Here is an 18,078-nt window from a genome sequence, read left to right as displayed (position 1 = left end):
CCCTTACCCTCGGGCTAGATGCCCCCTCGGGCTAGATGCCAGTAGGACGAGGCAGGTGCATGGTCGGCCTTTGCTGAAAGCGGGCGACCTGTTCTCAAACCCGAGTTACCGCTGGACGCGGAGGCGATCGTCAAGAGCTTGCGCGCGATGGCGACACGCGCCGTCTTCGTTCCTCTGATCTTCAGATGCTCGTATTGGGTTCGAAGCTGCGGATCGGTGACGATGGCGGGAACGAATGCCTCGACGAGGCCCAGCGCAACCACGTGTTGCCCTGTTTGATGATCTTGCCGTGGAAGGTCTTGCCGCCCCTCGAATAGGTCGACGGCACCAACCCGGCATAGGCAGCAAGCTTCTTCGGGTTGCGGAATCGAGCTGTGTCGTCGATCTCCGCATCGATCAGCCGGGCGAAGAACTCACCGATGCCGGGGATCGTCTTCAACAGCTTCACGTTGGTGTTGGCATTCGTCATCGCTCGGATGGTCGCCTCCGACAGCTTGATCCGCATGTCGATGTCGCTGATGAAGTCGAGACCGCGATCGATCTGGATGCGGTCGATCTCTGAGACTTTCACCTGCGCCAGTTGGATGCGGCCGGCCTTGCCAAACAGGTCGCCGAGCTTCTTCAACTGTGCCGCCTGCTCCGGATAGCGATCAAACGCCGTGACGACCCGGTTCTTCGTCGTCGGGCGCAGCCGAACATAAAACATCCGCCCGCGAAGGGCGACGCGAAGGTCTCGCGATCTCTCGCTTGGTCTATAAATTTGGCACAACCACAGGGTGTTGACATAGCAAATCGCGATTGTGCGCTTCCTCGAACTTCGCGCAGGATCGCTTCCTATGGCGAGGACGTGCCACGTTCCAAGCATACGACCACGGCGGCCGTCACACGAAAGACAGGAGGCTGCCACGTTGACGACTTAGGCAGAGTTCCTAAGTTTCGCCTGGACGGAGGCATCTATGAACAAACAGCAGAACTTCGAATTCAGATTGATGTCGGAAGCAGTCCAGGCCTGGTATCGCTTCTACGAAGTATCGCCTGACGATAGAGCTTCTCAAGTCCTCTGCAACGCGGCGATCGACCTTTACAACGATGGATATCGTACGGTTGACGACATCGCCACCGTGCTTATCGGAACATATGTCGGCATCTGGTCGACGAAAATAAACGCTGCAACCTCGACGTCGGTACACTAGCGTCCGGCGCGTGACAGGAACTGCATCTCGATTTTCGCGTTATCATCCCACCGGCAGGGCGAGGACATTATGGCATCGAAATTCTTCTCCTAATTTGCGACTGTTGTCGCGGACCTCTCCGGCAAACCGGCAACTTTCGTTGGAGTGGTAGCCCTCGACCTCGTGTGGGCGATATCCGGCTCATTCTTCGGCTATTCCGAAACGTGGCAGATCGTCATCAATACCTCGACGAGATCATAACGTTTTTCATGGTCTTCGTTCTCCAGAACTCGCAGAACCGAGACGACAAGGCCTTGCAGGCCAAGCTGGACGAGTTGATCCTCACATCGCAGGCGCAGAACAAATTCATTGGCATCGAGAAGCTCGACGAGCAGCACCTCCGCGAGATGAGCAGGACCCTTGCCGAGAGGCCGAGTGTGTTGAAGACGCGGCGGACGAGAAGGCGGGCGTTGCGCGTTGACGGGGTCAGGTATCCGCGCGGCGATCCCGAACCATGATCCCGTCCGCGTACTTCACGCGGCGCGACAACGATCCACTGGTTGGAAAACCGCGTGTCCAACGCCGCAATATCAACCCTTTCAGGCACGCGCTGCAGGAGGTCTACCCGCATTCGGCACTGATCGAACTGGCAGCGGCAGAGCGAGGGTTGCCCCACAAGCATTCGAAGATCGGAAAATATCGGCCGGGACCCGCTCCAGACGTGCGGAAGGAAAAGCTGATCGAGGTTCGGAGCCAGCTCGTTTCCCTACTGGACGCTCAGATCCGAGGAGTTGCGGATTGCGATGCCGCTGCCGTCAGTCGCCGCCCGAGGATACGGGATGAAAGCCTTCGAGGACTCGCTGGACGCGGGTCGTTTGTGCGTGGGTAGACGCCTGCGTGCTTGTCGGGCGGGCGAGGGCGTATGGGGATGATGGGTCTGCGATATGGGTGCTGGAGGCGGCGTAAAAGTATTCGCGTCGATCCCGAAAGTCGGCGATGACGATGTCGGATTGTCGTTCCCCCGTTCGTCCTGTGTTCAGAAATAGGAGGATGCCATATGATCGAGCAAACCAATCCGAACGTTGAAGAAGAGGCGATCATCGCCATGCTGATGATGCGCGCCGCTGCGATTGGCGAAAAGAATGCCAAGGACGCACTTTCCTACGACACCGACGATTCCGTCGAGTTTTCTCTGGCGCCCCCGCTGGTCTACCACGGCAAGGACCAGGTGAGCCTTCAGGACTGGTTCGATACATGGGAAGGGCCGATCGGCGGTGACGTGAGTGATGCCCAACTGACGGTCGGCGGAGACGTCGCCTTCTGGAGCGGTTTGTTGCATATGACGGGGACGAAGACCGATGGCGCCCATGTGGATCTCTGGTTTCGCCAGACCTACGGCCTCGTGAAGCAAGATGGACGCTGGATGGTGGCCCACCAGCATGCCTCCGTTCCCTTTGCCATGGATGGAAGCGGGCGCGCGCTCGTCGATCTTAAACCTTAAGTGGCGAGTGATCAGCTCCGTTTCGAGATCGCGAAGTTCCGCGAAGTCGGGTCGCAGGTTGGCTTGCGCCCGGTCGGCGGCAATGTCACACAATTTTCCCGCGATGGCCACTAGCTACCTGTCTGCCGGACCCGTGATCCGACCGCAGCGGATCGCCTACCGGTATTTTGCAAGGTGGCAGAGATAGTGACAGCAGTGATCCATCAGCTAGATCGTGTGTGCTCGTCTTTCTTTGATCATGCCATCAATCTCGAACACCACCATCTCCAAACGGTTCTCGAAATCATAGCGCTCAATGATCTCCAGCGCGTCAGTCGCCCCGATCACCATGTATTCCAGGAGTATGGTCCGCTCCGCATCGCTGAGTTCCTTTTCCGTCACGATATTCATCGGGCTGGAGTGTAGAAGGCGACTCGTCAGGTGGTGGAGAAAATCATACTGCGCCGCCATGTCTACGCGCATTGTCTCCCCCTCCAGTTGGAACTTTGAGATGGCCTTCCTGAATTGCTCTTCGTCGCCGAGCTCGCTCTTGAAGGTGTCGAGGCAGCCTTCGATTGCCAAAAGCTGTTCACCGATCCGCTCCCTGATTTCGATTAGATCGACTTGATACTCGTAGCTGTTGAAGGCCGCCGCCGCGGCATGTCGCGAAGGCACGCCGCGCTTTATTATCGATTTCTGCTTCGCCCCTTTTTTGCGCTTCCAGCACAGCGGCGACGCCGTCGTCGTCAGGCGAGGAGAACTTTTGCAGTGATGCAATAGCGAGTTCGATTATTGCGTCGTCTTTTCTCGCGAGCTCCCGGAAGAGTGCTGCTTCCGCCTCGTTCTTCGATAGCAAGCGCCTGAGGTCTTCGATTTCGTCATCAAGCAGGCGACCGTAAAACCCAAGTCCCCATTCCGGTCCAAGTTCGAAAGGGCCGCCCAGGGGTGTCGGCAAACAAGGCTTCAAGCGTTGTGGCGTCGTGCGCCCGCGCAGGACAAGTCTCGGATTTCGGGCGACTGGTAGGGGTAGACACCCACAAACAAATCTCTAAAAGCCATCGAATTCACCCTTTGTTCTAAAGAGGATTTTCCGGGCAGCAGAAGCGCGCCCGGAAAGATCATACCTGTGACCGAACCCGTCATTACGACAAAGTTCATGTCATCCTACAGCGGCGGCGGCGGCTGTTTCCCAAAGCTCAAGAGCACCCACTTGTGCTTCCACACGTGTCGCACTTCTCGCAGGTGCCGTTCCGCACCATCGTGAAGTTCTGGCACTCCGAGCACATGTTGCCCGTATAGCCCTGCATGATCGACCGCGCCCTGCGTTCGGATTCGAGCTTCTTGGCTTCGGTCTTGGCCGATGCAGCGTCGGCGGCAGCCTTGTCGGAGAACAGGGCGGTTGCCTGCTGCTGGCCTTCGCCAACGATCTCTTCGCTCACTTCCTCGGCGATCTCTTCGACCAGTTCCTTGGCGCGCTCCTCGTAGTCGCGCTTGAAGGCGACGATTTCGGAAGTCGAGATGGCGACCGTCGTTTCCAGCTTGCGGGCGGCACTTCCGGCAAAGGGCGTAACCGTTCCGCCGGAGGAGGCGCGGGCAGGGGCCGCAGCGGCGGAGCCCTTCGGCTCGTTTGATGCCTGGCGCTCGTTGCCCGATACCAGCGTCGGCTTATAGCCGCGGGTCCAGCCGGTGGAGAGGAGATTGGTCTTGCCTTCCTGGATGCCCTTGCCGAGTGCTGTGTTCGAGAAATCAGACGTATCCACATGCGCCAGATCGTGGCGGCCGAGATAGGAGACGGCAAGCTCGCGGAACACGTAGTCGAGGATCGACGTGGCATTCTTGATCGCGTCGTTGCCGATGACCACGCCGGCCGGTTCGAACTTGGTGAAGGTGAAGGCCTCCACATATTCTTCGAGCGGCACGCCGTACTGCAGGCCGAGCGAGATGGCGATGGCGAAGTTGTTCATCATCGCACGGAAGGCCGCACCTTCCTTGTGCATGTCGATGAAGATCTCGCCGATGCGGCCGTCGCCGAATTCGCCGGTGCGCAGATACACCTTGTGTCCGCCGACAGCTGCCTTCTGGGTGTAGCCCTGGCGGCGGTTCGGCAGCTTCTCACGCTCGCGGGTGACGCGCTCGACCACACGCTCGATGATCTTTTCGGTGATGGTGACGGCCTGCGCGGCGACCGGCTGCTGCAGTAGATCGCCCAGCGCATCCTCGTCGTTGTCGTCTTCAATCAGCGAGGCGTTCAGCGGCTGCGACAGCTTGGAGCCGTCGCGGTAGAGCGCGTTTGCCTTTAGGCCGAGCTTCCAGGAGAGCATGTAGGCGCTCTTGCAATCGTCGACCGTCGCATCGTTCGGCATGTTGATGGTCTTGGAGATCGCACCCGAGATGAACGGTTGGGCGGCCGCCATCATGCGGATGTGGCTATCGACCGAGAGATAACGCTTGCCGATCTTGCCGCACGGGTTGGCGCAATCGAACACGGCGAGATGCTCTTGTCTCAGGAACGGCGCGCCTTCCAGCGTCATCGCACCGCAAACATGGACGTTCGCAGCCTCGATATCCTTCTTGGCAAAGCCGAGATGGTCGAGCAGGTTGAAGCTCATGTCGCCGAGCTGTTCGTCGGTGACGCCGAGCGTATTCTTCAGGAAGTCGGTGCCGAGCGTCCACTGGTTGAAGACGAACTTGATGTCGAATGCCTGCTTGAGCGCGCCGTTGACGACCTCGATCTTCTCGTCGGTGAAGCCCTTGGCCTTCAGCGAGCCGGGGTTGACGGCGGGCGCCTGGTTCAGGTTGCCGTGGCCGACAGCATAGGCTTCGATCTCGGCAATCTGGCTTTCAGAATAGCCGAGAGTGCGCAGCGCTTCCGGAACGGCGCGATTGATGATCTTGAAGTAGCCGCCGCCGGCGAGCTTCTTGAACTTTACCAGAGCGAAGTCGGGCTCGATGCCTGTTGTGTCGCAATCCATGACGAGGCCGATCGTGCCGGTCGGCGCAATCACGGTTGCCTGGGCGTTGCGATAGCCGTGCTTTTCGCCGAGCTCGAKCGCCTTGTCCCAGGCAGCCTTGGCATGGGCAGCCAGATCTTGGTCCGGGTTTTCGGAATGGATCAGCGCGACCGGGTTGATCGACAGGCCTTCATAGCCAGTCGCCTCGCCGTAAGCTGCGCGGCGATGGTTGCGCATGACGCGCAGCATGTTGTCGCGGTTCTGAGCGAAGTTCTTGAACGGGCCGAGTTCGGAGGCCATTTCGGCCGAAGTCGCATAGGCGATACCGGTCATGATCGCCGTCAGTGAGCCGGCGATCGCACGGGCTTCGTCGCTGTCGTAAGGAATGCCCGACGACATCAGGAGACCGCCGATGTTGGCATAGCCGAGGCCGAGAGTGCGGTATTCGTAGGAGCGTTCGGCAATCTGGCGCGACGGGAACTGCGCCATCATCACGGATACTTCCAGAACGACCGTCCACAGTCGAACGGCGTGCTCGTAGTCGGTGATATTGATGCGTTTGGTCGCCGCATCCTTGAACTGCAGCAGGTTCAGCGAAGCAAGGTTGCAGGCCGTGTCGTCGAGGAACATATACTCCGAGCACGGGTTGGAGGCGCGGATCGGGCCTTCTGCCGGGCTGGTGTGCCAGTCGTTCATCGTCGTGTTGAAATGCAGGCCCGGGTCAGCGGAAGCCCAGGCGGCGTAGGAGATCGACTCCCAGAGGTCGCGGGCCTTCAGCGTCTTCATGACCTTGCCGTCCTTGCGGGCGGTGAGGTTCCAGTCGCCATCGTTTTCCACCGCGCGCAGGAAGTCGTCCTTGATCGAAACCGAGTTGTTCKAGTTCTGGCCGGATACCGTGAGGTAGGCTTCCGAATCCCAATCGGTATCGTAGGTCTTGAACTCGAGGTCCTTGTAGCCCTGGCGAGCAAACTGGATGACGCGGCCGATATAGTTTTCCGGAACCTGGTCCTTCTTGGCAGCACGGATTTCGCGCTTCAGGGCAGGGTTCTTGTGAGGGTCGTGGCAATCGCCATCATCGCCACCTTCGCAGTTGACGCAGGCCTTCATGATCGCCTTCAGATGCCTGGCGACGACCTTGGAACCGGTGACGAGGGCGGCAACCTTCTGCTCTTCCTTCACCTTCCAGTTGATGTATTCCTCGATGTCAGGATGGTCGATGTCGACCACCACCATCTTGGCAGCACGGCGCGTCGTGCCGCCCGACTTGATGGCGCCCGCTGCGCGGTCGCCGATCTTGAGGAAGCTCATCAGGCCGGAGGAACGGCCGCCGCCCGAGAGCTTTTCGCCTTCGCCGCGGAGGTAGGAGAAATTGGAGCCGGTGCCGGAACCGTATTTGAAGAGGCGTGCTTCGCGAACCCAGAGGTCCATGATGCCGCCTTCGTTGACGAGGTCATCTTCAACGGACTGGATGAAGCAGGCGTGCGGCTGCGGATGTTCATAGGCCGACTTCGACTTCGTCAGCTTGCCCGTGAAGGGGTCGACATAGAAGTGGCCCTGGCCGGGGCCGTCGATGCCATAGGCCCAGTGCATGCCGGTGTTGAACCACTGCGGCGAGTTCGGAGCGACGCGCTGCGTTGCGAGCATGTAGGCGAGTTCGTCGCGGAAAGCAGACGCATCTTCCTCGGACGAGAAATAGCCGCCCTTCCAGCCCCAATAGGTCCAGGTGCCGGCAAGGCGATCGAAGACTTGGCGCGCATCGGTTTCCGAACCGTACTGCTCGTCCTTCGGCAACGCCTTCAGCGCAGCTTCATCGGCAACCGAACGCCACAGGAAGGAAGGGACGTCGTTCTCCTCAACCTTCTTGAGCCTGGCTGGAACGCCCGCCTTGCGGAAATACTTCTGCGCCAGGATGTCGGCCGCGACCTGCGAAAACTGCGCGGGAACGTCGATGTTCTCGAGGCGGAATACGACCGAACCGTCCGGGTTCTTGATCTCGCTGGTCGCCTTGCGGAATTCAATAGCCGCGTAAGCGCCCTGATCTGCCTTCGTAAAACGGCGTTCTATGCGCATTTGCCTTAACCTCTAGCTTGCGCGCCCCATCCCCGTCGACCAAGGCGCAAGTTTCCACGTCCGGCCACGCCGGGAAGGGCGCAGCCAGTTCTCGTTTCCGTACCGTCACAGGCGTGTCATCCGGAGATGATCATTCTGTATCTTGTGGTGATGGTGGCTGTAAACACTAAATATAGCATTAACAGCTTATTTTCGCCAGCCCCGGATGTCGCTTTTTGCAGGTCGAAAATCGCGCACAAAGCCCTCACAGCGGTCATCCCATCATGGATGCAACGCCCTGATTCTACGCTCGATTTTTGATGAGAACCGGCCTCGTTATTTCCGGTCCAGCTGCCGCCGCAACATCGGATCCCATTAAGTTGAAAAGAGACGATTCCGTCAAGGGGTGGTTCTTAAGGAAGTGTTCACCACAAGATATTGTGGATCACCCTGTGGAGACTGGGGAAAAGAGAGTCGTGCAAGAATTTCAATGGCTTGTCGCCCTATGCGGAAGCCGAATCCGAAAAGGCGATTAAATTACTCTGTTTCAGAGATTTGGAGGTGGCGTTTGCGGTCCAAATGCGCATGCCGATTCGTTCGCCCCAACTTCGCTCAAAGCGCATCGATTGCGATGGTTACCGTCGCTATGCCGACAGGCATTCCGTCGTCTCCGCGGATCATGAAACTTGCCTGCGTTTGCAGGAGTTGCGTGATATCATCACGTTCTGCACGGTCGATGAAGATATCGTCCGAACCGCTGCCAATCGTCTTCAGGAACTTGTCTTCGTCGCCTTGCCAGTAGTCGGTGGTGACGGTGCTCTGGCCGACATTGAGACCGTGGCGATCGGTCACGAATATCTCGACAATTGTTCCCTGTGACTGATCTTGCTTCGACTTGAGGTAGTGCGACACCGGATTGGCGAGCAGCTGCTTCACCATATGCAATTTGCCGGCCTCGATTTCGGAGCGGTAGGTGTTGTCCAGCACCCGGATATCCATTTCGCTGACGTCGCCGAACCTGCCGTTCTGCGCCGCTATGGCATTGCGGATGATCGGCACGGCGACGATCGGCTTGATTCGCTTCTCGACATATTCCCGCACCAATGAAACATAGGCGGGCTCTGCAGAGACTGCGCAAGGAAAACAAAAACCCCAAGCCGCAACAATACCGACGAATCGCCAACAGGCCATATTTATTCCAGCGTCGCGTCCGCGACCGTGCCCCTGTATCATGCTGTTCGACCGGTTCAGTCAAGCCCCACTTTCTGCTCCATAATAGGTCCGACGGCGTTGGCCTGACAGCGGATTTCGAGATGTTAGTAAATAAAGGTTAGCACAATTTAAAATTGTGACAACCTAAAGTCTGAGGGGTAATCAGGTTAGCCCCGATCGCCCTTGGCAATCGGCTCCTGATACGTGAAGCCCATATCCCACGGGAAATAGATCCACGTATCCTGGCTCACCTCGGTAACAAAGGTATCGATTGTCGGAACACCCTGCGGCTTGGCGTAGACACAGGCGAAGTGCGCCTTGGGCAGCAGCGTGCGAACTTCGGAAGCGGTCTTGCCGGTGTCGGTCAGGTCGTCGATGACCAGCACGCTTTCACCGCCGTCTGTGAGGAGTTCCGGCGCGATGCCCTTTAGAAGCATCATTTCCCCCTGATTCACGTAGTCGTGGTAGGAGGCGACGCAGACGGTTTCGATCAGGCGGATGTTCAGCTCGCGCGAGATGATGGCGGCTGGCACCAGGCCGCCGCGTGTGATGCAGACGATGGCCTTGAAGTCGCGCTTGAGGCCCGCAAGACGCCAAGCGAGCGCCCGCGCATCGCGGTGGAACTGATCCCAGGAAACAGGGAAGGCTTTATCAGGAAGGGACATGGGCTTGCTCCGCGGCATGAATATTGACACGCCGTTTGCCGGCGGCCGGACGCTCTTCCGCGCACTCTGTCAAACGCAAATCGCGCAGCCGAAACTGCGCGATGGAGGGACCGAGGCCGGAGCTCGTCGTCGGTCGTCGCAATTAGCGGAATTTGGCTGCAAAACGCAAGCACATCTTATCGCGATAGCAGCGTCAATGCTGTCATCGATTGGAGCAGCGTCTTGGTCGTGCCACCGAAAATCATCTGCCATAATCGCGAATGCGTGTAGGCGCCCATGACGAGCAGATCGATGCTGCTGTCCGAGAGGCGGTTCTCGATGACGGTGGCGGCATGCTTGTGCTGGCTGATGGCCGTCGCCAGCGTCGCCTTTACACCGTGCCGGGCGAGCGTCGCTGCAATTTCTGCGCCGGCGACAGCTGCCGATTGCAGCGCATTGTCCACGGGATCGACGGAAAACACCTCCACTTCGTCCGCCGCCTTCAGGATCGGCAGGGCGTCGAACGTCGCACGCGCGGCCTCTTTCGAACCGTTCCATGCAACGAGCACGCGCTTGATCGGTTTCGGCTTGCGGATGGTGTAGGGGATCATCAGAACGGGGCGACCACTGTCCAGAAGGAAATTGTCCACATCCACGTGACTGTCTGACGGCTTCGCGGGGTCGGCCTGAGAGGCAATCAGCAGGTCGGAGCTGCGGGCGCTCTCGATCAGCGGTGCTGAGCCATAGCCGGCCGCAGATGTAAAGCTGCGCCATTCGAATGAGACGCCTTCAAGCTCTGCCTTTTTGCGGACGATCCGCTCGATCTCCACGGTCTCGGCGTGCGCCATATCCTGCAGGGCTTGAACCGCGACCGGATCCGGTATCTCCATCGGAGCGACGAGCGGCACGACGGCGATCGTCTCTGCATGCAGGCCGATCACGTGAGCGTTGGTCTCAGCCGCGATGGCAAAGGCAAAATCTGCAACGGCGCTGCAGTTGTCGGCAGTATCGAGAATGGCCAGAATCGTCTTATAGGACATGTGTATCTCCTCGTGCGGATGAAATCGGCTCTAAGATAAGCAATGCTCGTTGCGGGCGGTTGTCTCCTTGACGCAGATCATGAGTCGTTTACGGCCACAGAGAAAGCCTATGCCTCCGCAGAGTGGTTTTCGAGCGTTTCCCGTCCTAGGCGAATTGCCTCGATCATCGCCTGAACGTCGGCGCCTGCGGCGTCGATCGCATCTTGAGAGCGGCCGCGAACGACGATTTCGGTCGAGAACCTCTGTCCGACATAGCGCGGATAGGAGCCGATGCTCGTGTCGGGATGTGCCTTTTGGATCGCCGCAAGCGGCGTCCCTATGTCACCTTCGCCATAGGGGCAGGAAATCGCCAGCGAAAGCACGGGGGTGCCAGTGCGCAAGGTAGGGATGACGGCATCGACCATCGCCTGGAACACCTGAGGCACTCCGGCCATGACATGCACATTGCCGATGACAAAGCCCGGCGCTGTCGAAACGGGGTTTGGAATGTGGCGCGCTCCAACAGGCATGCGGGCCATGCGCTTGCGTGCATCTGTAAATTCGAGTTCACGGCGCTTGTACATTTCGCCGAGCAGGATCATTGCCTCGTCATTGTATTCGCAGGCAACCCCGAAGGCTTTGGAAACGGCATCAGCCGTGATGTCGTCGTGCGTCGGGCCGATGCCGCCGGAGGTAAAGACATAGTCATACTTTGTGCGAAGGGTATTGAGTGCATCGACGATGGCGTCCTCTTCGTCACCGACGATCCGAACTTCCTTAAGGTCGATGCCGGCCAGAAGCAGCATATCGGCAAGATGGCCGATGTTCTTGTCCTTGGTGCGGCCGGAAAGAAGTTCGTCGCCGATGGCAAGAATGGCTGCGGTCACAATCTCTTGGGTCATTGCAGGTCTCTGTCTTTTCTCGTTGTCCGGCAGCGAACTTATATCAAATAGGGCAGACGGGAAGCCCATGCGTTGGCATACGAAAAAGTGAATGCAAGTCGCGAAACGTGCAATTTGATTGAACAGTCCGTTTCTGCTGGCGCGGCTGGTAGCATGCGATCCGCTGGGATAGCTATGAGCCCGGCGCACCATGCGTTGCGAGGCATTCTTCATGATACCCGAGTTCATCAAACGGATTCTATTCGGCGCGCCAACTCCGGCGCCCTCCGCACCACAGAAAAAGGAAACTGCGAAAATGGCTAAGGTTCTGGTACTTTACTATTCATCCTACGGTCACATTGAAACGATGGCGTACGCCGTTGCCGAGGGCGCAAAGTCGGCGGGAGCGGAAGTTGTCGTCAAGCGCGTACCGGAGCTTGTTCCGGAAGAGGTTGCCAAGTCCTCCCACTTCAAGATCGATCAGGCTGCTCCGATCGCAACAGTTGAAGAACTGGCCGAATACGACGCGATCATCGTCGGCGCAGGCACACGCTTCGGTACGGTCGCCTCGCAGATGCGCAATTTCTGGGATCAGACGGGTGGCCTCTGGTTCGCCGGAAAGCTGGTTGGCAAGGTCGGCTCGGCCTTCACCTCGTCTGCAACACAGCACGGCGGTCAGGAAACCACCATCCTCGGCTTCATCCCGACGTTCCTGCATCAGGGCATGGTGGTTGTCGGTCTGCCCTACGCTTTCCAGGGCCAGATGGGTACGGAAGAAGTCAAGGGCGGCTCGCCCTACGGTGCATCGACGATCACCAACGGCGACGGCTCGCGCCAGCCGTCGGCAATCGAGCTGGAAGCAGCCAAGTATCAGGGCGCGCACGTCGCCAAGATCGCGGCTAAGCTGGCTTAAGCCGGTTGTTGCATAGGTTTAGGCGCGGCCCTGCGGTCGCGCTTTTTCTATCGCGACGCGAGGTCGCTCGGATTACGGGTCGATGGCTGTGGACGGTCGGGCCGTCGGCGCGTCAGCCGTACAGTCCGTGGAACTTTGCGGTGTAGAAGAGGAGCGGTACGCCGAATACCGCAAGCGCAATCAAGAATGCCGTGCCTGCTCGAAATAGCCTGAGGCGCCGCGTTTTCGCGCCATCCCAATCGTAAACCATCGCCTTACTCCCACAAGACAAGCTTTACAAATTACACGCCAGAAACCGCAGCTTCTTTAGCCGTGGCATACAAACACATTCTCACGTTGTAATAAAGCGATCTTGTTGCGAGCACTCCCGCTTGTCACAGCTAAAGCTCGCGATGACTTCGCGAGTGGATCCAAGAGGGTGGCAGCAGGCCTGGTGCGGGCGGCGGGGGTCGAACCCGCACAGATTGCTCCGAGGGATTTTAAGTCCCTTGCGTCTACCAGTTTCGCCACGCCCGCGCAGGCTTCTCCTTCAACGACTGCAGCGATTCAGTCAAGAGCATCTGTTGCAGCGCCTGCGGGACGCAATTCGTCCGGTTTGAACGGACGGAAGCGGTTGAGCATGCAGCCGGCCAGCACGCCGAAGGATGCGCCGGCAGCCTTCACCGCCGCATCATGCATGCGCGCGTGTCGGGTTGGCGACAGATATTGCATGTATTCGATGGCGACAGCGCCGACAACAAGGAGCATCGCCACGGCCGCCCAATGCCGAGGGTAGGCCAGAGCGAAGGCGAGGCCCACGAAAAGATAGGCAAGCGCACGGTCGATGTTGACCGACGTGACCGTGTGGGGCCGCAGGCCGATCGGCGAAACGGTAACGAAAACAATCCCGGCAAGAAGAAACCAGGCAAGCGGTTTGGCAAGTCTATTGATCATCATCCCGCTATCTAAGCGATGTGACGCTACGTTGACAGCGCACAACTGCGTTATCAGGCGCTGTTTTTGCGATTGTGTTGTAGGAAGCGTTGGTTCACCGAACGGCTGTCACCGAAAATAGGCTTCTTTCCGCCCTCTCGCTATGCCATAGCGGAACGCGGAAACAGCAAGGAACTAAGACCGTGACCAGACAGGATGTCGAAGCTGCCGAAGAGGCAATCCGCAGCCTCTTTCCGGCAACGCCGCTGCAACTCAACGAGCACCTTTCGGCACGCTACGGCGCAGACATCTGGCTGAAACGCGAAGACCTGTCCCCTGTGCGATCCTACAAGATTCGCGGCGCGTTCAATTTCTTCCGCAAGGCTATTGCAGAAGGCGCTGCCGGCAAGACGTTCGTCTGCGCCTCTGCTGGCAATCACGCGCAAGGCTTTGCCTTCGTCTGCCGTCATTTCGGCGTGCCGGGTGTCGTGTTCATGCCAGTGACGACACCGCAGCAGAAGATCGACAAGACGCGCATCTTCGGCGCCGAGTTCATCACCATTAAGCTGACGGGCGATTTCTTCGATCAGTGCTACAAGGCAGCACGTGACTATGTCGAAGCGATCGACGGCGTCATGGTCCCGCCCTTCGATCACGCCGATATCATCGAGGGGCAGGCAACGGTCGCCGCGGAGATACTCCAGCAATTGCCGGAGGGAACCCTGCCAGACATGGTCGTCATGCCGGTCGGCGGCGGCGGACTGGCGGCAGGCACCACCGGCTATCTCGATGGGATCGTGCCGAATTCCGGATTCGTCTTTGTCGAGCCCGCCGGTGCGCCGAGCCTTAAACGCAGCATCGAGGCCGGCGAGGTCGTGACCCTTCCCAAGGTCGATAATTTTGTGGACGGCGCTGCTGTGGCGCGGATCGGCGACTTGAACTTTGCGGCGCTCAGGGGCTTTCCGGCCGATCAGGTCATGCTGATGGCGGAAAACGCGATCTGCGTGACGATCAGCGAAATGCTTAACGTCGAGGGCGTCGTGCTCGAACCTGCCGGCGCGCTGTCGCTGACCGCGATCGCGGCAATGGATGCGCAAACGATCCGGGGCAAGACGATCGTCGCGATCGTCTCAGGCGGAAACTTTGATTTCGAGCGGCTGCCGGATGTGAAGGAACGTGCCATGCGGTACGCGGGTCTGAAGAAGTATTTCATACTGCGCATGCCACAGCGCCCCGGCGCGCTGCGCGACTTCCTCAATCTTCTCGGTGCCGAAGACGACATTGCCCGCTTCGAATACCTGAAGAAGACGGCTCGCAACTTCGGTTCGGTTCTGATCGGGATCGAATCCAAGGCGCCCGAGAACTTCGCGCAGCTGATCCGGAATTTTGAAAATGCGGGTATCGGCTTCGAGGACATCACCGAAAACGAGATACTGGCAAACCTCATCATTTAACTTTGACGACGCGAACCGGCGTGATAAAGGCGGACTATGGCTTCGATATTCTCCAGCATTTTCTCGATGTTTTCAGGCGGCGCAAAGCCAGCAGACACTCCAGCAGGCGTAGCCGCCGAGCCGCAGCTATATGGCGACTGCACGATCTACGCCGAGCCGCAGAAGGAAGGTGGCCAATACCGTCTGGCGGGTCGGATCGAGAAGACTGTCGGTGAGGACGTTCTGGTGCGCAATTTCATTCGCGCCGACATGTTTTCATCATCCGACGATGCGATCGAATGCACCGTGCGCAAGGCGCAGCAGATCATCGATCAGAACGGTTCATCGCTCTTCAGCGACGGCGTAAAAGTGCGCCAAGTCTGACGGGAACCGCCCGCCTTAAGCGATAATCTTGGACGTCCGCTTGGTTGAAGTGGGCGTTCACTCATCCAATCTTAAAGTATTGCAGCGAATCTTGTTGTCCGCAGGCTTCGCAGGACTGTTTTGTGCGTCAGGATATAGGAAGAACGACCGCTACCCCGGCCACCGACGAGGAGGGCGCTTTCGGCTGCGAACCGGATCGATCTGCGATTGCGTCGCACCGTTCGGAGGGGAAGCGGGGCGGCTGATGGAAGCTCTCAATCTTCTGCTGTTTGTGATCGAAGCCGTCAGCTATTTCACGCTGATGGTGACGCTGCTGCATTTTCGCTACCGCCTTGGCCTGGGAATGTTTCTGACGGCCCTTGGCGTAATGCATTTCATGGAGACATATCTGGCGGCGGTCTTCTATGTGTCCGTACCGTTCGGCATCGTGTCACCGGGCTCGTCCATCTTCTTTGCCGGCAAACTGATGATGATCCTTATGCTATATCTGCAGGAGGATGCGGCGATCGTTCGCCAACCCATCTACGGGCTGTTCCTTGGCAATCTCTTGACGGTCGGCGTTGCCTGGCTGTTGCAACTGCATTCGCCGGTCGAACTGGCCGCGGGAAGGGCGCCAAACTTCAATTTCCTTCAGGAAATGGGCTGGCTGATGGTTTGGGGCACAGCCCTTTTGTATCTTGATTCGATCGGGATCATTCTGCTCTACGAGCGACTTGGCCGATATTTCAAGCACAAGGTCATCTTGCGGTTCATGATTTGCGGCTTTGCGCTTCTGACCTTCGACCAGATCGGCTTCTTTGGCGCGCTGTACTACTTTGCAGGTGTGCCAGCCGATGCCTTCTGGGGAGGCTGGATGGCGAAGATGCTCGCCGTCTGCATCTATACGGTCCTCTTCGCGGTCTACGAGGTCGGTATTCGCCGTGGAACGGCTGCGGGAAGCGCACGTCCGATCAGCGACATCTTCAGCGACCTGACGTTCCGGGAGCGCTATAACGACTTGCTGAGCCGCACCGGTAGGGATGTCCTGACGGGACTCTATGACCGTGCGCGCATGGAGCTCGAGGCTCCGACCATGATCCGCGAATCTCTGCGACAGGGACAGCTGGTCACCGCCATCATTCTCGACGCCGATCATTTCAAGGACGTCAACGACCAGTTCGGCCACCTGCAGGGTGACGAAGTTCTCAAGGCTATTGCAACGCGCCTCGGCACAATTCTGCGTGCCGGCGATCGGATGTTCCGTTTCGGCGGCGAGGAGTTTGTGGCGATATGCCCCGCGACGGACCACGCCGAGGGTCTGCGCTTGGCAGAGCGATTGCGCTGGACAATCGCGAGCAGCGTCAGCACCCCCGACGGCAAGCCGGTAACCGTGAGTGTCGGAGTTGCTACGGCAGATGAGGACGGGGTCAGTTTCACGACCGTGCTGTCTGCTGCTGACGAACGGCTGTACCAGGCGAAGAAAAACGGCCGCAACTGTGTTGTCGGCCGCTTCGGGCTTTCTAAGGTCGGCTAAGGCCTACGCTGCCCGGAAGATCTTTGCGCCGGAAGGAGCACTCGTCGCGCCGCCGTCAACGGTAATCTCGATACCGGTGACATTCGCGGCGTCGTCTGAGGCAAAATAGAGCGCCGCCTTGGCGATCTCGTCGGCTTCGCTCATGCGGCCAAGTGCGCTCATATCGCCGATCCGCGCTTCCAGCGCGCTCATGGCGTCTTCGCTCTGTGCGATGGACGACCAGATCGGCGTCCTGGTGCCGCCGGGCGTTACCTGATTGACGCGAATGCCGCGGGGCGCGAGCTCGGAGGCGAGGTTGCGGGTCATCGAGCGTACGCCGCCCTTCGTCGCCGCGTAGGCGGACCAGCCGGCGACGCCGAGTACGGCGTGGACGGAGCCGTTGAGGATTACCGAGCTGTTGTCGTTAAGATAAGGCAGGGCGGCCTGCACGGTAAAGAAGACKCCGGTAAGATTCGTGCGGATGATGGTCTCGAACTGCTCGAGCGTTGTCTGGCCGATCGGGGTACCGCCGCCGATGCCTGCATTTGCGAAGACGATGTCGAACTTGCCGAGCTTTTCTGCGGCTTCCGCAAATGCTCTTTCGATGGCGGAGACATCCGTGACATCAACCTGCAGCGGCAAGGCGTTTTCGCCAAGCGCCTCTATGGCCGAGGCGAGTGTCTTCGCATTGCGGCCGGTGATTGCCACCTTTGCACCCTCTGCCAGAAAGACCTTTGCCGTTGCCAGGCCGATACCGCTGTTGCCGCCGGTAATGACGGCCACCTTGTTCTGCAGACGCATGGTTCATACTCCTCTTGGAATTGTTGGCGATCTGGATTATGATCGTCATCCATAAGGATTACGGCTATAATCCAGAAGAGTCAAGGCGCGGAATCGGGAGAATTTTGATGGGCCATTCACGGTTGGACAAGCAAAAGACACATGAGAGGATCGTCGCGATCGCATCGCAGCGGCTGCGCGAAAGGGGGCTCGAAGGCATCGGTGTCGCCGATTTGATGAAGGAGGCCGGGCTGACGGTTGGCGGCTTCTACAAGCACTTCGCCTCTCGAGACGATCTGGTGGCCGAGGCTGTGCAGTCGGCCTTCGGTTCCTGGGGCAGGAAACTTGCCGATCAGGGCATCAAACCCGCTGATCTGTCGCTTTCTGAAGTGGCTGCGAATTACATGAGCCCGCACCATCGTGATGGTCCGGGCGACGGTTGCCCGTTCCCGGCGCTGACGGCCGACCTGGCCCGAAGCGGACCGCAAGCGCGGGCAATCGCCACGGCTCGACTGAAGGAGAATTTGGAGACGTTCGAGGGCCGTGTTAGCGGTGAGGGCAGCGCGGTGAAGCGGAAAAAGGCGATCGTTGCTTTTTCTGTGATGGCCGGAGCGGTGGGTCTGGCGCGCGTGGTCGATGACGAGGCGCTGTCGCTGGAGATATTGGAGGCCGTCAAGGAGTTTGTCACCAGTCTCGGTGAATAAACCAGCCACGCAGGCCTGCTCTTTTGCGGCGAGAAAACCGCAACTGGAAATT

At 58.8% G+C, this 18,078-nt stretch carries 16 protein-coding genes, 1 tRNA gene and 2 pseudogenes; 8 read left to right on the top strand and 11 right to left on the bottom strand.

The genetic code is table 11. The features are described 5' to 3' along the window. Nucleotides 1–122: 122 nt before the first annotated feature. Nucleotides 123–745, bottom strand: a pseudogene (locus tag AC1DMK_RS01665) (transposase); the annotation flags it as partial. A 211-nt stretch (nt 746–956) separates the two neighbouring features. Between AC1DMK_RS01665 and AC1DMK_RS01660 the strand changes: the two are divergent. The 3 genes and pseudogenes from AC1DMK_RS01660 (at nt 957) to AC1DMK_RS01650 (ending at nt 2,673) form a co-directional block, all read left to right on the top strand. Beyond that, nucleotides 957–1,193 carry a hypothetical protein gene (locus AC1DMK_RS01660; protein WP_477856777.1) on the top strand — a complete coding sequence of 79 codons (237 nt, stop codon included), beginning with the start codon at nt 957–959 and terminating at the stop codon, nt 1,191–1,193. Nucleotides 1,194–1,262: 69 nt separating this feature from the next. Beyond that, nucleotides 1,263–1,653 (top strand): annotated as a pseudogene (locus AC1DMK_RS01655) (low affinity iron permease family protein). A 576-nt stretch (nt 1,654–2,229) separates the two neighbouring features. Next, the gene (locus tag AC1DMK_RS01650) at nt 2,230–2,673 is read left to right on the top strand and encodes a YybH family protein (RefSeq protein WP_477856775.1); all 444 of its coding nucleotides are present in this window, start codon (nt 2,230–2,232) and stop codon (nt 2,671–2,673) included. Between the two features lie 207 nt (nt 2,674–2,880). Here AC1DMK_RS01650 and AC1DMK_RS01645 read toward each other — a convergent pair whose 3' ends face one another. From AC1DMK_RS01645 to AC1DMK_RS01620, 6 genes are all read right to left on the bottom strand, one after another. Next, nucleotides 2,881–3,327, bottom strand: coding sequence for a hypothetical protein (locus tag AC1DMK_RS01645; protein WP_477856773.1), 447 nt, complete (start codon nt 3,325–3,327; stop codon nt 2,881–2,883). A 521-nt stretch (nt 3,328–3,848) separates the two neighbouring features. Next, nucleotides 3,849–7,673, bottom strand: a complete 3,825-nt coding sequence (locus tag AC1DMK_RS01640) for a vitamin B12-dependent ribonucleotide reductase (RefSeq protein WP_477856771.1) — start codon at nt 7,671–7,673, stop codon at nt 3,849–3,851. 591 nt (nt 7,674–8,264) lie between these two features. Continuing rightward, nucleotides 8,265–8,843, bottom strand: coding sequence for a hypothetical protein (locus tag AC1DMK_RS01635; protein WP_477856769.1), 579 nt, complete (start codon nt 8,841–8,843; stop codon nt 8,265–8,267). 188 nt (nt 8,844–9,031) lie between these two features. After that, nucleotides 9,032–9,529 (bottom strand): xanthine phosphoribosyltransferase, encoded by a 498-nt coding sequence (gene gpt / locus AC1DMK_RS01630; protein ID WP_037065828.1) that lies wholly within the window; start codon nt 9,527–9,529, stop codon nt 9,032–9,034. A gap of 176 nt (nt 9,530–9,705) precedes the next feature. Continuing rightward, nucleotides 9,706–10,548 carry a universal stress protein gene (locus AC1DMK_RS01625; RefSeq protein ID WP_477856767.1) on the bottom strand — a complete coding sequence of 281 codons (843 nt, stop codon included), beginning with the start codon at nt 10,546–10,548 and terminating at the stop codon, nt 9,706–9,708. A 107-nt stretch (nt 10,549–10,655) separates the two neighbouring features. Further along, nucleotides 10,656–11,429 (bottom strand): competence/damage-inducible protein A, encoded by a 774-nt coding sequence (locus tag AC1DMK_RS01620; RefSeq protein ID WP_037065825.1) that lies wholly within the window; start codon nt 11,427–11,429, stop codon nt 10,656–10,658. 295 nt (nt 11,430–11,724) lie between these two features. Between AC1DMK_RS01620 and wrbA the strand changes: the two genes are divergently transcribed. Beyond that, nucleotides 11,725–12,321 carry an NAD(P)H:quinone oxidoreductase type IV gene (wrbA, locus tag AC1DMK_RS01615; RefSeq protein WP_037065823.1) on the top strand — a complete coding sequence of 199 codons (597 nt, stop codon included), beginning with the start codon at nt 11,725–11,727 and terminating at the stop codon, nt 12,319–12,321. A gap of 112 nt (nt 12,322–12,433) precedes the next feature. Here the strand turns inward: wrbA and AC1DMK_RS01610 are convergent, their stop codons facing one another. The 3 genes from AC1DMK_RS01610 to AC1DMK_RS01600 all read right to left on the bottom strand — a co-directional run bounded on the left by AC1DMK_RS01610 (nt 12,434) and on the right by AC1DMK_RS01600 (nt 13,257). After that, nucleotides 12,434–12,571, bottom strand: coding sequence for a hypothetical protein (locus tag AC1DMK_RS01610; RefSeq protein ID WP_200959467.1), 138 nt, complete (start codon nt 12,569–12,571; stop codon nt 12,434–12,436). 181 nt (nt 12,572–12,752) lie between these two features. Then, nucleotides 12,753–12,837, bottom strand: a tRNA-Leu gene (locus AC1DMK_RS01605). Nucleotides 12,838–12,867: 30 nt separating this feature from the next. Beyond that, a complete protein-coding gene (locus tag AC1DMK_RS01600; RefSeq protein ID WP_051974132.1) occupies nt 12,868–13,257 on the bottom strand; it encodes an antibiotic resistance protein VanZ in 390 nt (129 codons plus the stop codon). Nucleotides 13,258–13,436: 179 nt separating this feature from the next. Between AC1DMK_RS01600 and ilvA the strand changes: the two genes are divergently transcribed. The 3 genes from ilvA (at nt 13,437) to AC1DMK_RS01585 (ending at nt 16,563) form a co-directional block, all read left to right on the top strand. Continuing rightward, a complete protein-coding gene (ilvA, locus tag AC1DMK_RS01595; RefSeq protein WP_037065821.1) occupies nt 13,437–14,687 on the top strand; it encodes a threonine ammonia-lyase in 1,251 nt (416 codons plus the stop codon). Nucleotides 14,688–14,723: 36 nt separating this feature from the next. Next, nucleotides 14,724–15,050 carry an HlyU family transcriptional regulator gene (locus AC1DMK_RS01590; RefSeq protein WP_477856763.1) on the top strand — a complete coding sequence of 109 codons (327 nt, stop codon included), beginning with the start codon at nt 14,724–14,726 and terminating at the stop codon, nt 15,048–15,050. Nucleotides 15,051–15,291: 241 nt separating this feature from the next. Further along, on the top strand, nt 15,292–16,563 hold the full coding sequence (locus AC1DMK_RS01585) for a GGDEF domain-containing protein (protein WP_477856895.1): 1,272 nt from the start codon (nt 15,292–15,294) through the stop codon (nt 16,561–16,563). A gap of 3 nt (nt 16,564–16,566) precedes the next feature. Here AC1DMK_RS01585 and AC1DMK_RS01580 read toward each other — a convergent pair whose 3' ends face one another. Continuing rightward, nucleotides 16,567–17,343 carry an SDR family oxidoreductase gene (locus AC1DMK_RS01580; RefSeq protein ID WP_037065815.1) on the bottom strand — a complete coding sequence of 259 codons (777 nt, stop codon included), beginning with the start codon at nt 17,341–17,343 and terminating at the stop codon, nt 16,567–16,569. Nucleotides 17,344–17,450: 107 nt separating this feature from the next. Between AC1DMK_RS01580 and AC1DMK_RS01575 the strand changes: the two genes are divergently transcribed. Continuing rightward, entirely contained in the window at nt 17,451–18,026 is a 576-nt protein-coding gene (locus tag AC1DMK_RS01575) for a TetR/AcrR family transcriptional regulator (RefSeq protein WP_037065813.1), read from the top strand. Nucleotides 18,027–18,078 lie beyond the last annotated feature (52 nt).

The sequence above is a fragment of the Rhizobium sp. 05L419 genome (genome assembly GCF_056397845.1).
Note: the sequence above shows the minus strand (reverse complement) of the source record. Positions and strands in the feature narration are given on the sequence as shown.

Excerpts from the sequence above, each read along its gene's own strand:
- AC1DMK_RS01650 (WP_477856775.1), top strand. The coding sequence starts at position 2,230 with ATGATCGAGCAAACCAATCCGAACGTTGAAGAAGAGGCGATCATCGCC.
- wrbA (WP_037065823.1), top strand. The coding sequence starts at position 11,725 with ATGGCTAAGGTTCTGGTACTTTACTATTCATCCTACGGTCACATTGAA.
- AC1DMK_RS01610 (WP_200959467.1), bottom strand. The coding sequence starts at position 12,571 with ATGGTTTACGATTGGGATGGCGCGAAAACGCGGCGCCTCAGGCTATTT.
- gpt (WP_037065828.1), bottom strand. The coding sequence starts at position 9,529 with ATGTCCCTTCCTGATAAAGCCTTCCCTGTTTCCTGGGATCAGTTCCAC.
- AC1DMK_RS01590 (WP_477856763.1), top strand. The coding sequence starts at position 14,724 with ATGGCTTCGATATTCTCCAGCATTTTCTCGATGTTTTCAGGCGGCGCA.
- AC1DMK_RS01575 (WP_037065813.1), top strand. The coding sequence starts at position 17,451 with ATGGGCCATTCACGGTTGGACAAGCAAAAGACACATGAGAGGATCGTC.
- AC1DMK_RS01635 (WP_477856769.1), bottom strand. The coding sequence starts at position 8,843 with ATGGCCTGTTGGCGATTCGTCGGTATTGTTGCGGCTTGGGGTTTTTGT.
- AC1DMK_RS01660 (WP_477856777.1), top strand. The coding sequence starts at position 957 with ATGAACAAACAGCAGAACTTCGAATTCAGATTGATGTCGGAAGCAGTC.
- AC1DMK_RS01625 (WP_477856767.1), bottom strand. The coding sequence starts at position 10,548 with ATGTCCTATAAGACGATTCTGGCCATTCTCGATACTGCCGACAACTGC.
- AC1DMK_RS01600 (WP_051974132.1), bottom strand. The coding sequence starts at position 13,257 with ATGATGATCAATAGACTTGCCAAACCGCTTGCCTGGTTTCTTCTTGCC.
- AC1DMK_RS01620 (WP_037065825.1), bottom strand. The coding sequence starts at position 11,429 with ATGACCCAAGAGATTGTGACCGCAGCCATTCTTGCCATCGGCGACGAA.